Origin of the sequence: Glutamicibacter ardleyensis (assembly GCF_014644555.1) — a bacterium.
In the GTDB taxonomy this organism is placed as follows: domain Bacteria; phylum Actinomycetota; class Actinomycetes; order Actinomycetales; family Micrococcaceae; genus Glutamicibacter; species Glutamicibacter bergerei.
Map to the genome: position 1 here is coordinate 545,303 of NZ_BMKX01000001.1, position 16,831 is coordinate 562,133.

Annotated in this window: 12 protein-coding genes; 6 read left to right on the plus strand and 6 right to left on the minus strand. The window is 59.3% G+C overall.

Annotated features, from left to right (window positions below; all coding sequences use genetic code 11):
- Positions 1–17: 17 nt before the first annotated feature.
- Both IEX04_RS02530 and IEX04_RS02535 read left to right on the plus strand, forming a co-directional pair.
- Positions 18–1,220: a cytochrome P450 gene (locus IEX04_RS02530; protein WP_188683443.1), complete on the plus strand. Its 1,203-nt coding sequence runs from the start codon at positions 18–20 to the stop codon at positions 1,218–1,220.
- A 127-nt stretch (positions 1,221–1,347) separates the two neighbouring features.
- Entirely contained in the window at positions 1,348–2,709 is a 1,362-nt protein-coding gene (locus IEX04_RS02535; protein WP_188683445.1) for an MFS transporter, read from the plus strand.
- A 711-nt stretch (positions 2,710–3,420) separates the two neighbouring features.
- Here IEX04_RS02535 and IEX04_RS02540 read toward each other — a convergent pair.
- Both IEX04_RS02540 and IEX04_RS02545 read right to left on the minus strand, forming a co-directional pair.
- Positions 3,421–4,353, minus strand: a complete 933-nt coding sequence (locus tag IEX04_RS02540; RefSeq protein ID WP_229676959.1) for an MBL fold metallo-hydrolase — start codon at positions 4,351–4,353, stop codon at positions 3,421–3,423.
- A gap of 31 nt (positions 4,354–4,384) precedes the next feature.
- Positions 4,385–5,764, minus strand: coding sequence for an aldehyde dehydrogenase family protein (locus IEX04_RS02545; protein ID WP_188683449.1), 1,380 nt, complete (start codon positions 5,762–5,764; stop codon positions 4,385–4,387).
- Positions 5,765–5,944: 180 nt separating this feature from the next.
- On the opposite strand from IEX04_RS02545, the gene IEX04_RS02550 reads away from it, so the two are divergent.
- A complete protein-coding gene (locus IEX04_RS02550; protein ID WP_188683451.1) occupies positions 5,945–6,745 on the plus strand; it encodes an SDR family oxidoreductase in 801 nt (266 codons plus the stop codon).
- A 107-nt stretch (positions 6,746–6,852) separates the two neighbouring features.
- Here the strand turns inward: IEX04_RS02550 and IEX04_RS02555 are convergent, their stop codons facing one another.
- Complete coding sequence (locus IEX04_RS02555) at positions 6,853–9,042, minus strand: acyltransferase family protein (protein ID WP_188683453.1); 2,190 nt, start codon at positions 9,040–9,042, stop codon at positions 6,853–6,855.
- 80 nt (positions 9,043–9,122) lie between these two features.
- Entirely contained in the window at positions 9,123–11,018 is a 1,896-nt protein-coding gene (locus IEX04_RS02560) for a glycoside hydrolase family 15 protein (RefSeq protein ID WP_229676960.1), read from the minus strand.
- A gap of 73 nt (positions 11,019–11,091) precedes the next feature.
- On the opposite strand from IEX04_RS02560, the gene IEX04_RS02565 reads away from it, so the two are divergent.
- Positions 11,092–12,462 (plus strand): glucose-6-phosphate dehydrogenase, encoded by a 1,371-nt coding sequence (locus IEX04_RS02565; RefSeq protein ID WP_096255874.1) that lies wholly within the window; start codon positions 11,092–11,094, stop codon positions 12,460–12,462.
- A gap of 15 nt (positions 12,463–12,477) precedes the next feature.
- On the opposite strand, the gene IEX04_RS02570 is transcribed toward IEX04_RS02565, so the two are convergent.
- Both IEX04_RS02570 and IEX04_RS02575 read right to left on the minus strand, forming a co-directional pair.
- Entirely contained in the window at positions 12,478–13,788 is a 1,311-nt protein-coding gene (locus tag IEX04_RS02570) for an SH3 domain-containing protein (protein ID WP_188683457.1), read from the minus strand.
- A gap of 137 nt (positions 13,789–13,925) precedes the next feature.
- Positions 13,926–14,549, minus strand: coding sequence for a TetR/AcrR family transcriptional regulator (locus IEX04_RS02575; protein WP_188683459.1), 624 nt, complete (start codon positions 14,547–14,549; stop codon positions 13,926–13,928).
- Positions 14,550–14,699: 150 nt separating this feature from the next.
- Between IEX04_RS02575 and IEX04_RS02580 the strand changes: the two genes are divergently transcribed.
- Together IEX04_RS02580 and IEX04_RS02585 are read left to right on the plus strand one after the other, a co-directional pair.
- Positions 14,700–15,623: an SDR family NAD(P)-dependent oxidoreductase gene (locus IEX04_RS02580; RefSeq protein ID WP_188683461.1), complete on the plus strand. Its 924-nt coding sequence runs from the start codon at positions 14,700–14,702 to the stop codon at positions 15,621–15,623.
- On the plus strand, positions 15,620–16,774 hold the full coding sequence (locus tag IEX04_RS02585; protein ID WP_188683463.1) for an acetyl-CoA C-acyltransferase: 1,155 nt from the start codon (positions 15,620–15,622) through the stop codon (positions 16,772–16,774). Before IEX04_RS02580 ends, IEX04_RS02585 begins: the two co-directional genes overlap by 4 nt.
- Positions 16,775–16,831: the final 57 nt, after the last annotated feature.

A 16,831-nucleotide genomic window follows, 5' to 3' on the forward strand; every position in this document is an offset into this window, starting at 1 on the left:
TCCCCTTAGGAGCAATCATGTCTACCATCTTGCACGAACCGGCGATCTTCACCGAAGATCCATTCGACCCTGCGGTCATCGCCGACCCGTACCCGTTCTTGGCCCGCCTGCGCGAGGCCGGATCCGTCAGCTATCTGGAAGCTACCGGCAGTTACGCCGTGGCTGGCTATGAGGAGGTCTACGAGGTCCTCACCGACTTCGAGACCTACTCCTCGGCCGGCGGCCTGGGCCCACGCGACATCCGCAAGGATGAAGCCTGGCGCCCGCCGAGCATTCTGGAATCTGACCCGCCGATCCACACCGTGATGCGTCGCGCGCTGACCGGCGTGATCAACCCGGGCACGGTCCGCGCGCTGCGCGGCCCCTTCACTCCCCCGGCCGTTGAGCTGACCACTGCCCTGGCCAAGCTCCAGGGATTCGACGCGATCACTGACCTGGCCGAGAAGTACCCGCTGCGCGTCTTCCCGGACGCAGTGGGCATTCCCGAAGAAGGCCGCGAGCATCTGCTTCCTTACGGCAACATGGTCTTCAACGCCTTCGGGCCGGAGAACTACATTTTCAAGCAGGCTTTTGCGCAAGGTGATGCCCATGCTGCGGCCGTGATGAAGAGCTGCCAACGCGAGTCCATGGACGAGGTCGGTTTCGGCGCTCAAATCTGGGCCAAGGTCGCCGAGGGGCTGATCAGCGAGCAACAGGCTACCTTGTTGGTGCGCGCGCTGCTTTCTGCCGGGGTGGACACCACCATCTTTGGCATTGGCAACACCCTCTCCGTGCTCGCCCGCTACCCCGAAGCCTGGGCCCAGCTGCGTAAAAACCCGTCCATGGCGAAGTTCGCCGTCGACGAGGCGCTGCGCCTGGAATCACCCTTCCAGAAGTTCCACCGCACCGTGGCGGTGGATACCGTGTTGGGCGGGGTCAAGCTGGAAGCCGGCACCAAGGTGTTGGTCTTCCTCGGAGCTGCCAACCGCGACCCGCGCAAGTGGGGCGAGGATGCCGACAGCTTCAGCCTGGACCGCTCGTCTTCCGGCCATGTGGCCTTCGGCATGGGACTGCACCAGTGTGTGGGCCAGCCGATCGCCCGCATGGAAATGGAAATCGTCCTCCAGCAGCTGCTGGAACGTGTTCAGACCATCGAACCGGCCGGAGCGCCGGTGCCGATTATCCACAACGTGCTGCGCGGATTCGAGTCGCTTCCAGTCAGTATCACCGCGGCCCGCTAAGCGACCGCACCTCCCGAGCAAGTCCCCCGCTGCACAGCACTCGCTGGCACCGGGCCTTGTTTGCCAACCCTAAAAACGGCCCGTCGCCCGCAAGGCGTCCCACAATTCCACCCACAAGGGGAACCCCATGGCTTACACCACCAAGGCACCGATGGTGCCGCCGGCTGAGACCAAGCAGAACCCGGCCGCCTGGACTTCGCGCAAGCGCACCGCCTACGGGTGGACCGTCACGGTTATGCTGCTCATCTTGATGATGGTCAGCTGGGCTGACAAGGCCATCTTGGGCATCGTCGCCGTGCCGATCATGAAGGATCTGGGCATCAGCCCGGCGCAGTTCGGCCTTCTCGGCTCCGCGGTATTCATGCTCTTTGGCATCGCCCAGTTCGTCGCCGCACCCATCGCCAACAAGGTCAAGGCCAAATGGATCCTGCTGGTGCTGTGCCTGATCTGGTCCGTGGCCCAAGTACCGGTATTCCTCTTCGCGTCATTGCCCGCGCTATGGATCAGCCGCCTGCTGCTGGGCGCGGGCGAAGGCCCGCTGGCCCCAATCACCATGCACGCGGTGTACAAGTGGTTCCCGGCAAAGCGCTCGGCCACCCCGGCCGCTCTGGCCTCCGCCGGCGTGACCCTAGGCATCGTCGCCTTCGCCCCGGTCATCGCCTGGGTGGCCGCGGAATTCGGCTGGAAGTCGACCTTCGTCTTCCTCGCGGTGCTCGGCGTGGTCTGGTCGGTGCTGTGGCTGTTCATCGGCAAGGAAGGCCCCTACACCTCGGTGCAGGCCGAGCACGCCATCGAAGGGACCGCCGATCAGGGAAGTACCGCGGCCGTCGCGGCGGCGGATCGCACCATTCGCTACGTCAAGTCCTTCGCCACCCCGACCTGGATCCTCGCGGTACTGTGCTCCTTCCTGGGGTACTGGACCTTCACCGTGGCTATGACCTGGCTGCCGGCCTACTTCGAAACCGTGGTCGGCACCTCGACCCGCGAAGCGGGGTCGATGATCGCCCTCCCAGCCATCTGGGGCGCGATCGCCACGGTCGGCCTGAGCTGGTTCACCCAGTTCCTGGGCAACCGCGGGCTGACCACCCGTGTCTCACGTGGACTGGTGCTCGGCGGCTCGACCCTGTTCGCAGGCATCATGGTACTACTGGGCACGCTAGCCAGCAGCTCCACCGCGGCTCTAGTGTTCTTCACCTTCGGCTTCGGCACCGCACCGGCGCTGTTCGCGCTGACCTACCTAGTAGTTGCGGAAACCACGAGCATCGGCCAGCGCGGCGCGTTGCTGCAGATCTCCAACGCCTGCCTGACCGCCGGCGGGCTCTTCGCCCCGATGGTCGTGGGACTACTCGTGGAGAATGCCGCCACTCCAGCCATCGGCTACGAGAACGCGTTCCTGCTGACCGGCGGCATGCTGGTGGCCATGGGAGTGTTGGCCTGTCTAGGCATCAACCAGCAGCGTGACCGCAAGCGTCTGGGCCTCGATATCTGAGCCCGGAGAGCCGATAGCGCGCACTTCGCGCAAAAGGGTGGTCTGCCAATTGGCAGGCCACCCTTTTCGCATGCCCCGTTCCGAGACCAAAACCAATGCCTACAAGTAGCAGGGAAGCTGGCACCTAGAATTGGCCGGGCCGTGGCGGGACAGTGCGTTGGAGAACAAACGATGCACCAGCCGATAGTTCGTCACCTGCGTTATTTCCACAAACTGGGAGTGATACGACTGACCACTTCGTAGTACATGGGAGCGATCACCGTCCGGTCCGGACTGTCGATGGTATCGCCGATCGAACTCGGCTCCACCAAGAGCCAGCTGCCGAGTATCTATTTGGCGTCAGGCATTGCACATGGCGACGGCCCCGCTGTTTTCCGAGAGTCGGAATTCGGGTTGGGCGGTGCTTCCGGCATTCTGTGCGAATGCCGGGGCTGAGCGCAGCCGCCACGACGTACCGTGCGGCCAGACCAAAGAAGATACGACGACGCATAGTAGGCACTTCACTGGGCAGTGATCAGATGGCACTACTTACTACCCAAATAGCCAGCCGGCCTGCCTGTCTATCCAGTGAGAAAAACCAAAACAACCATCGTATTCCGAATGAACCATACACGTATGTCTGGGTCCGAATTCCGTAACGTGCGGACATAGCACAAGGGGAGGACACCGGCATCTGCCAGGCGTCCTCCCCTTGTGGTTATTCGTGTGCGGCTAGGCCACGATCTGAGATGCGGCGCGCTCCACCACGAAACGCTGTCCACTGGTGGCCACTTGGACAGGACCATCGAAGGTGGATTCCGCGCGGGTGCGCCATTCATCGGCCGTGGCCACACCGGCCAGATGCGAGAGCACCAGTTGCTTGGCGCCGCAAGCTTGGGCCACCCGGCCCGCGCCTTCGGGCGAGCTATGGGATTTGGCCTGGTGGTTTAGGAAAGATTCGTCGAACCCGCGAGAAGCGAAGAATTCTAGATTGACCGCCTCATGGACCAGAATGTCGGTGCCCCGGGCTAGGCGCACCAATGCCTCACACTCGGCAGTGTCACCGGAGAAGGTGACAGATCCGTCCGCGGTATCAAAGCGGAAGGCGAAGGCCGGGTAGACCGGAGGGTGCTCCACGAGCACAGCGCTGACGGTGACCCGCTCGTCCTGGTAGACCATAAAGGGTTCGTCGCCACCGGCTTGCGGGATAGCGATGTTCTCGACTTCCAGCAAGCCATCCATCACCGGACGGCCCTCGTCATTAACACGGATGTCCAGATCATAGGAGAAAGCCTGCAGGGTGTGCTCGATCATGTCTCGGGTGCCGGAGAGCTGGTTGCCGCGCGGGTGGTGCGGATCGCGTCCCGGGCCCAGGAAGCGCACCGGAGAGGTGAAACCCTCCACCGGCTTGCCCCAATTCCACATCAGGTACGCGGGCAACTCGCCCACGTGGTCCGAATGCAGGTGGGTGATGAAGGCTGCGGCCATGTCCTTACCGCGCAGCCCGGCCTCATGCGCGGCGCGCACGCAGCCCAGGCCGAAGTCGACCAGGTAGTGCCGTCCGCCCACAACCACCGCGCTGGCCATTCCGTTTTCCTTGCCGCGGATGGCCGGGCCGGCCGCGGTGCCCAAGGTGATCAGTTCTGTCTGGAAATTCTGGTTCATGCTCTCGTCCTCTGGGAATCCCATTCTCGGCTCAGGCGTGGTGTCGCAGGTTGATTGTGCGCGGTTCGAGGTACTCTTCAAGCCCCCAGCGCCCGCGTTCGCGTCCGGTGCCCGAGGCCTTCCAGCCACCGAACGGCGCATCCAGTTCCACCACGGTGTGCTGGTTGATCCACACGGTGCCGGCTTCTAACTCAAACGCCACCTCACGGGCGTGGTCCAGATCCGGGGACCAGACCGAGGCGCCCAGGCCGTAGGGGCCCGAGTTGACGTGCGGAAGCAACTCGTCGAGGTGGTCGTAGGCGACGATGGGCAGGGCGCTGCCAAATTGTTCGTCGTCCACCAGGGACATACCCGGGGTCGCGTCGGCAATGACGGTGGGCTCCATGAAATAGCCGGGCAAATCGCAGCCAATGCCGCCACCGGTGGCGATGCGCGCGCCGGCGCCGACCGCGGAGCCGACCAATTCGCGCACGATCTCGCGCTGCTTGGCGTTGTGCATCGGGCCCATGCTAGTTCCGGGCCCAACACCATGCCCGAGCACCAGCGCTTGGGCCTCGGCGGCAATGGCTTCGGTCAGTTCCGCGGCCCGGTGGCGCGGCACGTAAACGCGCTTGACGGCCATGCAGACCTGCCCCGCATTACGGAAGGCGCTACCCACGATGCCGCGTGCGGTAAATTCCAGGTCCGCGTCATCGAGCACCACGGCCGCGTCATTGCCGCCCAGCTCAAGGGTGACCCGCTTGACTGACTGCGCGGCGGTGGCGGCCACGGAGGTTCCGACCTCGGTGGATCCGGTGAAAGAAATCTTGCGCACGTCTGCATGTCCAGCCAAGGCTACGTTCACGGTGCGACGGCTACTGGTGCGGGTTTGCACGACGCCGGCCGGCAGCACCGTGTTCATCACTTCCACCAATGCGATAGTGGACAGAGGGGTGGTGGCCGAAGGCTTGGAAATAACGGTGCAGCCGGCAGCCAGCGCGGGAGCAAGCTTAACGCACAGCAGGGAGATCGGGAAGTTCCACGGGGTGATGGTGCCGACCAGGCCCACCGGGCGGTATTGGACTTCCAGCTGCCGGCCCGCGCGTTCCGGAAGCGTCTCGCTCAAATCCCAGTCAAGGTCCGCATAATAATCGAAAAGGGATGCAGCCACCTGGAATTCACCGATGGCCTCGGTCAGCACCTTGCCCTGCTCAAGAGAGAGAATCCGGCCCAGGCGGGGCGCATCGTTGCGGATGAGCTGCGCGACTTGGCGCATGGCGTGGCGGCGCGCCTCGCGGTCCAAGGCCCAGTTCCGGGCCGCCCCCTGAGCGACCTGGACCGCATGCTGCACGTCCGCTTCGGTGTGTTCCGGGGCATGTCCGACGACATCTAAGGTCGCCGGGTCGAGGACGTCATATGCAGACGAGGTCATTGCGGTTCCTTCCTTCAAAGCAGTTGATATTGTCCAGCTTGGATGGAAAACTGCTAATCAACTCACTACCTTTCCATTGAACGGAAAGTAGTGTCCTGCGCCACCTTCTCGTGGCGCACTATGGGAAGAGAAACCCGGGTTACCAGCCCATCCAAGGATTTTTTGAGGAGCACAACTTTCATGAGCGCATCGGCACTGCCATTGGCTATCACCGGGGTTGCCTCGGGCATTGGAGCCGCTACGGCCCAGCTTTTGTCATCCCAGGGATACGCCTTGATCGGCATCGACCGCACGACGCCGGAGGACTTCCCCGGCGAGTTCGTCCAGGCGGACCTGTCCACGAAGCAAGGGGTTAGCGAAGCCGCAGCTAAGGTCATCGCTTTGGCCCCGCAGGGTCTACGCGGGCTGGCCAATATTGCCGGAGTCCCCGGCACTGCACCGGCCCGAGTGGTGCTCTCGGTTAATGTCTTCGCGGTCCGCGAGCTCACACGTGCGCTGGCCGAGCACTTCACCGCCGGTGCCACCGTGGTGAACCTCGCCTCCTCGGTGGCCTTCAACTGGCGGGTCAACGCCGCCGCCTACGCTTCCTTCGCCATGGCTGCAGACCAAGAGGCCGCGCTGGACCTGGTACTCGCGGACACCGACATCGCTGAGAACTCGTACCTCTTCTCCAAGCATTGCGTGCGCGCCATGACCGAGCAGCTTTGCGCGGAGCTCTTACCGCAGCAGGTGCGGGTCAATTCGGTCAGCCCCGGACCGGTTGAAACTCCGATTCTGGCGGACTTCAAGAAAGACCACGGAACGGACAAGGTGAACTCGGCAGCGGAATTGCTCGGACGCTTCGCCAGCCCACAGGATATTGCGAGCGCAATTGCCTACCTTCTTTCGCCGCAGTCCGAATGGGTCAACGGCACTGATATCCGCGTCGACGGCGGACTGGTCGCTTACCGTGGGAGCACCGCTCTGAGCACCTCGAACTAGACGCGACGGCATCGTCTGCTGGCCCGAGGAAATGCAAGAACCCAAATAACCAGGTGCCGCGCCGACTGGGCGGGCCCAAGGCTGTCGGACTTCGCGCCCGCTATCTATCAGCTGGCCGCGAAGAACGGATCTTTAGCTAGCTGTTTTCCAAGTTCTGGTGCCAAGGAGCGCGCAAAGTCATGGGAGAGATGCGACTGATCATAGTAGGTGATCAGCGAGCCGAGGACCGCGAAGCAACGCTCATCGGAGCAGATGCTGTTCGTGAGGTCTGCGTGAACGATACCTTCCGGGGCAGTTTTACTGTCCAGGGCCTTCTTCAAGTTATGCCGGATGGAGAGGCCCTTGTCGCGAGTTACGGAGCAGGCCTGTGGATCTTCGGGGTTCGTAGCCACGCAGGTGGGCACGTTCTTGTTGCCGAGCCGAGGGACCTCCTGAATGACCGCGACTTTTTTGCCTTTTTCGGTCCACGACTTCCAGAGGCTGGTGAATCCTTCGGTTTTGGGATCTGAAAATTCGTAACCGGGCGAGGAAACCCACTGGCGCTTATTGCCTTGAGCCGCCACGATCACGGCATCCAGAGTTTCATCATTGGCTAGTTGTGGGCCCAGCGCCCGAATTGAATCGGTGCACAAACGCTCGGCTTGGCCACTGAGCTGTTCGGCCTGCTTCAAGGCAGCCAGCGAAGGAGAACAACCCGAACGGATATGAGTTTCAAGCTGCCAATGACGCTTTTTGGCCAGAACCTCTAGGGCCGGAAGCCACGCGGTGGCGTGTGAGTCCCCCACGACAGCAACACGGAGCTTGGGATTCTCGGTGTCTCCCAGCAGGCAGTTCTTATCCCCCACCTCGAGAGTGTCGGTCTCGCATCCTGGGAACAAAGGTGCCCGGACCTGTTGGGATACTGCGACCGCCGAAGGATATGGGGCAAAATCCGATTCCACCGGCTGACAGTTCACCGGATCCAGCAATGTGCGGGCTCCATAACAAGGATCATCTTGGCTCATTCGGGGCAGGTTGGCGCTTTGCGCCGAGGCAGCGGTTCCTGCCCAACTAACACCGGCAATAATGAGCATTCCAGCCAGTGCAAAAATCAATGCGTTCTTTACCGGTTTGAGCAGTGAACCAAAACGTAGCGGGTTTTCAATCAAGAGTTGCGACAGCCATGCCAGCAGGAGGGTCAGCGCGAAGATTCCTGCCTCGTGATACCACTTCGGCTCGGTGTTCAGCACAAAGGGTGCCACGATAATCAGCGGCCAGTGCCACAGGTACGCGCCGTAGCTGATGTCACCAAGCCAGCGTGCCGGAGCAAGAGAGAGCCAGGTACCGTGTGAAAACCAACGCCCAAACCCATGGCTAACGTTGGCAGCAGCGAGGACGGCTGCAGTTCCCAGTGTGGGTACCAACGCCATGGTTCCGGGGAACCTGGTCAGCGTGGGAATCATCAGCGCACCAATGAGCAGTGTTGCCAATCCAGCCCAGCCCAGCAGCATTCCGGCCCAACCACGGACACCTCGGTTGATGCATAGAAGCGCCACCAACCCTCCGACGGCAAACTGCCAGGCTCGCGCCGCGGTATCAAAATAAGCGCCAGCTGGGTTCGCCGCGGTGATCCATAAACCGTAAACAAAACTCAGTACCGCGATGATGCTGATGGTGATCAGCATGATGCGGTGGACCGAGTACCCGCCTCGCTGTTCGGCACCGGAAGTATGTTTCCGCGGGAAAATCTTCGGGATAAGCCAGGCGCCGGCCAACAGCAGTAATGGCCAGCAAAGGTAGAACTGCTCTTCAACCGACAAGGACCAATAGTGCTGGACCGCGGTCGCCATCTGTCCCGCCGCCGCGTAGTCGGTAGCGTCCGAGACCAGTGCCCAGTTCTCCACATAGAGTCCGGCGGCTGCAAGATGCTTGAACATTGTTCCGTGCTCGGTGGTGGGGATCCACAGATAAACCAGCAAGGCCGTCGCGAGGAGCACGGTAAAGGCCAGCGGCAAAAGCCGGCGGATGCGTCTGGCCCAGAAGCTCAGCAAAGAGATTTTCCCGGTACCCAGTAATTCGCGATAGAGATGCGCGGTGATCAGGTAACCGGAGATGACAAAGAAGATGTCGACGCCGATAAAACCGCCGCTGAGCGCACCGGGTCGCAGGTGATGAAATATGACCAGAAGTACCGCAATGGCGCGCAGCCCTTGAAGTTCTGGGCGGAACCCCATGGAAGATCCATTGGACTGCACCGTGGGAGCTGCTGAATTATTGGTTTTATTCGCAGACTTCTGCGCACGGGCAAGTACATTCACTCGGCTAACGTTAGTGGATAACAGGCTGGTTTCCCGTGATTGCTCATGCGGTTATGCCCGACAAAGCACAAAGAAAATGGCTATCTTCCGGTTTCGGGCAGGACCCCTTCCACCGCATCCACCGCGCGCACAAAGCCGAGATGACTGAAGGCCTGGGGAAAGTTCCCGGCCAAGCGTCCTCCGGCAGAATCGTATTCTTCCGCAAAAAGTCCCAGATCTGTCGCGAAGTGGGAGAGGCGGTCCAACAATTTTTTGGCTTCTGCGAGCCGGTCCGAGCGGGCGTATTGTTCTACCAGCCAGAAGGAACACATCAAGAACGAGTATTCGCCGCCGGGCAGCCCGTCTTTGCCGGCTTGGGTCCGATACCGCAACAGCAGTCCGGCATCATCTAATAGCTCCTTTTCAATACGTTTCACGGTGCCCAGCATGCGTGGATCTTGTGGGTCGATGAGACCGGTATTGGGCAGTTGCAGCAAGGAGGCATCAACTTCGGTGTTCGAATAAGCCTGTGTAAAAGAATTCAGTTCCACGTTATAACCCTGCTGGAAAATCTCTTCACGCAATTGCTCGCGCAGCTTTCTCCAGGACTCTATCGGTCCGCTCAGCCCATGCTTTTCTATTGCCTTGATCCCTTGGTCAAAGGCCGCAAACATCATGGCCCGCCCGTGGGTGAAATAATCGGATTCGCCCCGCATTTCCCAGATTCCATGGCCCTTACGTTCCATATTCCGTTCGAGGAATGTGAGCATGTTCTGCTGCAGGGCCCACGAATAGTCATCTTCGTCGTGTCCGGCGTCCCGCAGTTTTGCCAGCGCTAGCATCACCTCTCCGACCACATCGGCTTGGTACTGCCCGTAGGCGCCGTTGCCAATACGCACAGGTTTTGAATCTGCATACCCGGCCAGGTGGTCCAGCTCAAATTCGGTCAGTACCCGTTCCCCGGCAATGCCGTACATGATCTGTAAGTCATCGGGATCTCCGGCGACCGCGCGCAGCAGCCAGTCCCGCCAATGCAAGGCACCTTCGGTGAAGTCGTGAGTCACCAGGGTATTAATGGTCAACGAGGCATCACGCAGCCAGGTGTACCGGTAATCCCAGTTGCGCTGCCCGCCGAACTCCTCGGGCAACGAGGTGGTCGGGGCGGCGACGAGGCCACCGGTCTCATGGTCCGTCAGAGCCCTGAGCACCATTAATGAACGCAGTGACATCTCGTCATACCGGTCACGAACCTGCACCTTGGAGGACCATTGATGCCAGTAGTTAATGGTCCTTTCCAAGGCTTCTTCTGGATCCAGCGGTGTCGGAGCCGGAAGATGGGACCGGAACCAGCTTAATGCCCAGGTCTGGGACTCTCCGGCAGTCAGCGTGAATTCTCCGGTGAGGTTGCCGGAGGCTGCACCGCTGTAGTCGTCGGGCCGGTTGGGGCCAGGATGTTCGGCCGAGGAACTCTGATCTTCATTCTCGGGCACGTCTGGGTGAAGTTGTGGCCCGGTCAGCAGCAGTGAGTCGGGTCCGGCGACGGAGAGTAGCCCGGTGGTTGTCCCGTCGCCGAGGGTAATCTTGCGGGTCCATGGCTTGGACCGGTTGTAATCGAATCGGATACGCAGGTCATGCGCGATGTTCACCTGGCCTTCGAGAACACTGACCTTGCGCAGCACATCTGCCTGTTGTGAGCGCGGCGGAAGGAAGTCCAGTACTTGCGCGGTTCCGGTTTTGGTGCGCCAAATAGTTTCCAGCACAAAGGTCCGCGGCAGGTAGCGGCGGGACACTACCTGTCCGCCCGGCGCCCAGAGCCGCCACCTGCCGTCGTCTTCGGTGCCAATTAGCGCTGCAAAGACCGAAGGCGAATCAAACCGCGGGAAACATAGCCAATCAATGCTTCCGTCACGAGACACCAGCGGGCCGGTGCGTAAATCGGAGAGCAGCGCATAGTCTTCAAGCGGTGTGGAACGTGTACCTGGTTCGGAGCTTTCCATAGGTTCATTCAAACAGCATGCGCGGTTCAATAAAAGGGTACAGATCCGCCACGGCAAGGAGTAGGGTGCGCATATGGACAGCATCAAGAACCTTGTCATTCTCGGCGCGACCGGAGATCTCACCTCAAGACTGCTTTTACCCGGCCTGGCTACTTTGCTGACAGCCCAGCCCGAACGTCAAGTCACCGTCATCGGTGCGGACAGACAAGCCGATGAAGCATGGGAACAAACGGTAGCTGCCGCGTTCGGCACGGTTCAGGCCAGCGGCCCGGCGGTAGATTACGCGCTGAAAACATCATCCTTCACGGTGTGTGATGCGACCAGCGCAACCGACCTGCAGAAGCTACTCGATGAGCTGGCTTCCCCGGTGTGCCTGTACTTTGCGTTGCCACCCCAAGTGACCATGAAGTCCCTGGAAGTACTCAACGAGCTGAACCTGCCCGAAGATCTCGTCCTGGCCCTTGAAAAGCCCATAGGCCATGACCTGGAATCCGCACGGGAACTGAATCGTTTAGTCGGCCAGCTGGTGCCCGAATCCCAGACCTTCAGGGTGGATCATTTCCTGAATATGCCCTCGGTGCATTCCTTTACCGGGCTGCGCTTCGCCAATCGAATGTTAGAGCCCCTGCTGAACCGTGAGCATGTTGAATCCATTGAAATCAACTACGACGAAACTCTGGGGTTAGAGGGGCGTGCCGGATTTTATGATTCCAGCGGTGCGCTGCGCGACATGATTCAATCCCACCTGCTTCAGGTGATGGCCCTGGTGATGATGGAACCGCCCTCCCGCATCGATGCGGTGGAGCTTCCCGCGTTGACCGCGCACGTGCTGCGCTCAACCCGGTTGTGGGATGAGGATCCGGCACGCTGTGTAGTGCGCGGAAGGTACACCGCCGGAGAAATTAATGGCAAGAAGTACCCGGACTACATTTCGGAACCGGGAGTGGACCCGGAAAAAAATACCGAGACCTTCGCGCAGGTGACGCTGGAAGTAGACAGCTGGCGGTGGACCGGCGTTCCGGTAACCCTGCGTTCTGGCAAGGCGATCGGTGAACCGTGCAAGGAACTGGTGATCCATTTCCGCCGGCCAGCCCACGAATACCCGCAGTTCCCTCATGACGGCCGAGTTCCTGGGGACCGACTGCGACTGTTACTGAAGTCCGGGCAACTTGAGTTTGAGCTCAATGTTGGTGGGCCGTTTGATGCGCGAGGAATGAACCGGGTGACGGCTCAAACCGATACGGCGGATCCGATCCTCTCCTCCTACGGAAACGTATTGCGCGGCATTCTCGATGCCGATGCGACGTTCAGCGTGCGCGGAGATGCGTCCGAGGAATGCTGGCGGCTCATCGAAGAAATTCAGCGTGGTTTTGACGACGGCTCGGTGCCTTTGCAGGATTACGCGGCAGGCAGTGAAGGCCCAAGGCTTCCTACGGAATCCTGAGTTTATTGCTACCGGCTATTTGCCGGTGTACTCAAAGTGCCACGCTTCGGCATAGGGGTTGCGGGTGCCATTGGAGCGGAATTCTTCGAGGTTCTTGCGGTGCACCCAGTGGTACTTTTTCGAATGGGCTTTCAGCCATTTGTAGTACTTGCCCTTGAACGAATAGTTGTACGACTCGGGAACGTCGATAGCTAGTCCCCAGCCATGATTCGAGGTACCAGGTTTCGCCGCGATGTACGGGCCTAACTCGTTGAAGTAGTACTTTTGCGTATCCAACGTCCGATAGGCAAGGTCGATGTCGAGGTTCTTTCCGAACTTCTTCTTAAATGCGGAGTTCAGCCGGGTCAGGTCCTTGACCGCGGGTGCCGCAATCAGAGTCTTCTCCCGATCCCAGGGAATCGAGACCAGCATCGATGCGCGGAGCTTGCCGTTAGGTTGGTTGAGCGCCTGCTTGCGTGTGTAGCCCTTGCTGTTTTTGGTTGCCGCGGTGTTCTTGCGGGTGAGCGCCGAGGCCTTCATCCAGCCGTCCATGCCCTGGGTGCGCACGTAGTACCAACCACCGACTTGGCCTCCAGCTTTCTCCCATTTCACGTCGCGGTACACCACGGAGTTTTTCGGAATGTCGCCGATACGAAGTCTCTTGCCCGCCGCGGCATACAGGTCCGCACCGTTGGCCTTGGTGAAGTACCGATCATTAAGTCCGGCACGATTGGTGGTGTAACTTCCAGTATCTACCTGGCATCCTTTGCTGCAGGTGAGTACGTACTTATTTGAAATCCAGCCGGTTTTCTTCTGATACGTCACTTTGTACCAGCCATTGGATGCTTGCGCGGTGGCCTTTGCTGCCGCATGTTTTGGAACGCTGCGCACTACCGCGTGAGAGGTGCTTGCCCCCTTGCGCATATTCACCGTGGATTTTGTAGCCACCCACAGATTGACCTTCTTGGTCTTGTTATTTTTAGGCGACGGAGATTTGGGGGTCGAATGCTTGGCAACGACTTTGACGTACTTGTTGGATATCCAGCCAGCCTTCTTTTGATACGTCACTTTGTACCAGCCGTTGGAGGCAACCGCCGAAACCGGAACGGTTTTCCCTCGGGGGACGGTTTTCAGCACCTTATGCTTGGTGCTTGAACCGGAGCGCATGTTCAGGTTTGCGGTGGTTTTGACCTTGGCAACATTGGTCTTTGCAATCGGCACCGCAACGCTGATATTAGCGTTGGGTGCGACGGCGTTAGCCGGTACCGTATTGCCAGAGATCAGCAATGTCGTCACCGCAACAGCGGTAAGGGTCTTGGACAAGAAGTACCGATATTTCGACGACATTTTGCTCCATCTTGGCGCGGGCTAGCAGTAGCTCGTTATGATGTTAATTCTAGGATCTGACAAGAGCTTTTAGCGTATGGAACCGAATTGTTTCACAACGAAGGAAGATTCAGTTCCAGGCAGTCACCGCGCAAGCCTCAGTGCGCTTGGACCCCACCAATGACAAGATCTACAACGCCCTCTGCCATAGCCTGAATTTTATCCTCGGACTGATCATCCATTTCGCGATACCACATGTCCACTGCGTTCAGGCTACTGAGCAAAACTCTTGTGGCCAACACTGGGTCAACCGCACGCAGTGATCCGTCGGCGACCCCATCTTCAATAATTCCACGGAACATGAGCTCATAGTCCTTACGCAACTGATTGAGCTCCATGAGGGACTCACGTTGGCGCACCGTCATAGATTCCGAGGCCTGATCACGAACACCCTGATGAATGAGGTGGTGATACTTGGGATTAATCATCAAGTTCCGCACATGGGCAATCGACATCTGCCGAAGACATTCCAGACCGCTTCCGCCCTGATCAGCCATTGGCTCAACTGCTTGCTTGACTTTGTTCATTCCAAGTTCATAACCACCGAGGTAGATGTCGAACTTTGAGGGAAAATGATAGTAGATCAGCCCCTTGGTGGCACCAACAGACTTCGCTATGTCGTCCATGGTCGTCTTGGAGAAGCCACGGCGAGTGAAAGCAGCCGCAGCCGCATCGAGAATTTTCTCGCGGATACTCATGTCCAGTTCAGGGCTTTTAGCCATTAATCCTCCGTCGCCACTTTGAACATCTTCACACTCTCATCCTACGTATTCTTCATGGCACCCCTTGACATCCATGTGATCCTCATTACGATAATACCGAGTAGTATGAATAATACTCAGTAGTATGAAGTCCAATCGAGGAGCATCAACATGGCAATACGCCTTGAAAATCAAGTCGCGCTGGTGACCGGTGCAGGCACGGGTCTAGGACGCGCACATGCTCTAGAACTTGCAAAACACGGCGCAACCGTCATCGTGAACGACATAGATTCTCATTCAAACGAATCCACACAGCCCACAGCCGCCGCGTTGGTTGTCGCCGAAATCGAAGCAACCGGTGGACGTGCAGCGGTAGCCTACTGCGATGTTTCCGATGAAACCGCCGTCCAAGAAATGGTTGCACGCATCATCAGCGACTTCGGGCGAGTGGACATCCTCATCAATAATGCGGGGATCCTTCGCGACAAGTCCTTCGGCAAATCAAATCTTGCAGATTTCCGTAGGGTCTTGGAGGTACACGTCATGGGCTCGGTGAACTGCTCGCACGCTGTCTGGTCACAGATGCTCACACAGGGCTACGGCCGCATCCTCATGACCACCTCCGCCTCGGGGATCTACGGGAACTTTGGTCAGGCCAATTACGGCACGGCCAAGTCGGCGGTGGTTGGCCTAATGAACGTGCTGGCCATCGAAGGTGAAAGCAAAAACATCCGAGTCAACGCGTTGGCTCCCACCGCCGCAACACAAATGACCGAAGACCTTCTTAAAACCGAGGACCTGGTCAAACTGGCACCGGAGCATGTCTCCCCCGGTGCGGTATTCATGGTTTCACCGCAGGCACCTACCAAAACGATCTTGGCTGCTGGCGCGGGAGTCTTCGCCACCGCCCGCATGGAAGAATCCACGGGAGTTTTCCTGCCCATGGAGAATCTCTCCGCGGAGGACGTAGCAGAAAATTGGGACCGCATCAGCGACATGTCCAGCACAGTGCGGACCGAAAGTGCCTTTGAACAGACCCACCGCTATATCGCCAAGGTGGACAGTGGCAGCGACTCCCGAGGGGCTCTGCTATGAGAGAAGCACTCATCGTCGCCACCGCACGAACCCCCATTGGCCGCGCATATAAGGGTTCGCTGAGCGAAACCACCGGACCGCATATGGCGTCGCACGCAATTGCTGGTGCACTAGCCAAGGTGGGGGTGGAAGGCGGCGAGGTAGAAGACGTCATTCTCGGTTGCGCCATGCAGGAAGGCACCACGGGTTTTAATACCGCCCGCCAGGCGGTATTGCGTGCGGGCCTCCCGGTCACCGTGCCGGCAATGAGTATTGACAGGCAGTGTGCCTCCGGGCTGATGTCCATTGCCACCGCGGCCAAGCAGATCATCACCGACGAGATGAGCATCGCGGTAGGCGGTGGAGTCGAGTCAATATCCTTAGTTCAAAATGAACAGCAAAATAGCTACCGTGCACACGATCCTTGGCTACAAGAACGGCGTCCCTCCATTTATTTCTCAATGCTTCAGACCGCGGAAATAGTTGCCGAAAAGTATGGCATCAGCAGAGCCGAGCAGGACATGTATGCGCTCACCTCGCAGCAACGCACCGCGGCAGCGCAGCAGTCCGGGCTGTTCGAGGATGAAATCCTGCCTTTCGGGCCAAACAGCGCGTTTGCCATGGATGAAGGAAACCGCCCCGGAAGCACGCTCGAGGCCTTGGCCAATCTGTCCCCAGTACTCAACGATGGGCAAGCCTCAAAAAAGTCCACTATCACCGCGGGCAATGCATCGCAGCTCTCTGACGGGGCCTCGGCCACCGTGCTGATGGAAGCTACCGAAGCCCAACGACGTGGGATCGAGGCTTTGGGCGCCTACCGGGGCATGGCCGTCGCCGGATGCGAACCAGGAGAAATGGGCATTGGTCCGGTCTATGCGGTCCCGAAGTTGCTCGCTCGCCATGGTTTGAAGGTAGAAGACATTGACCTGTGGGAACTGAACGAGGCGTTCGCATCCCAGACGATTTACTGCCGTGATCGATTGGGTATCGATCCGGAGAAGTTCAACGTCAATGGCGGAGCCATTGCCATTGGACACCCCTATGGAATGACAGGCTCTCGGCTCACCGGGCACTTGTTATTAGAAGGTCGCAGACGCGGCGCACGCTACGGCGTGGTGACCATGTGTGTAGGTGGCGGCATGGGAGCCGCCGCACTCTTCGAAATTTTCTGATCTCCGTCTCGCGGTGATCTTTCCACTCAGATTCCACATTTTCCACTTTTCATAGAA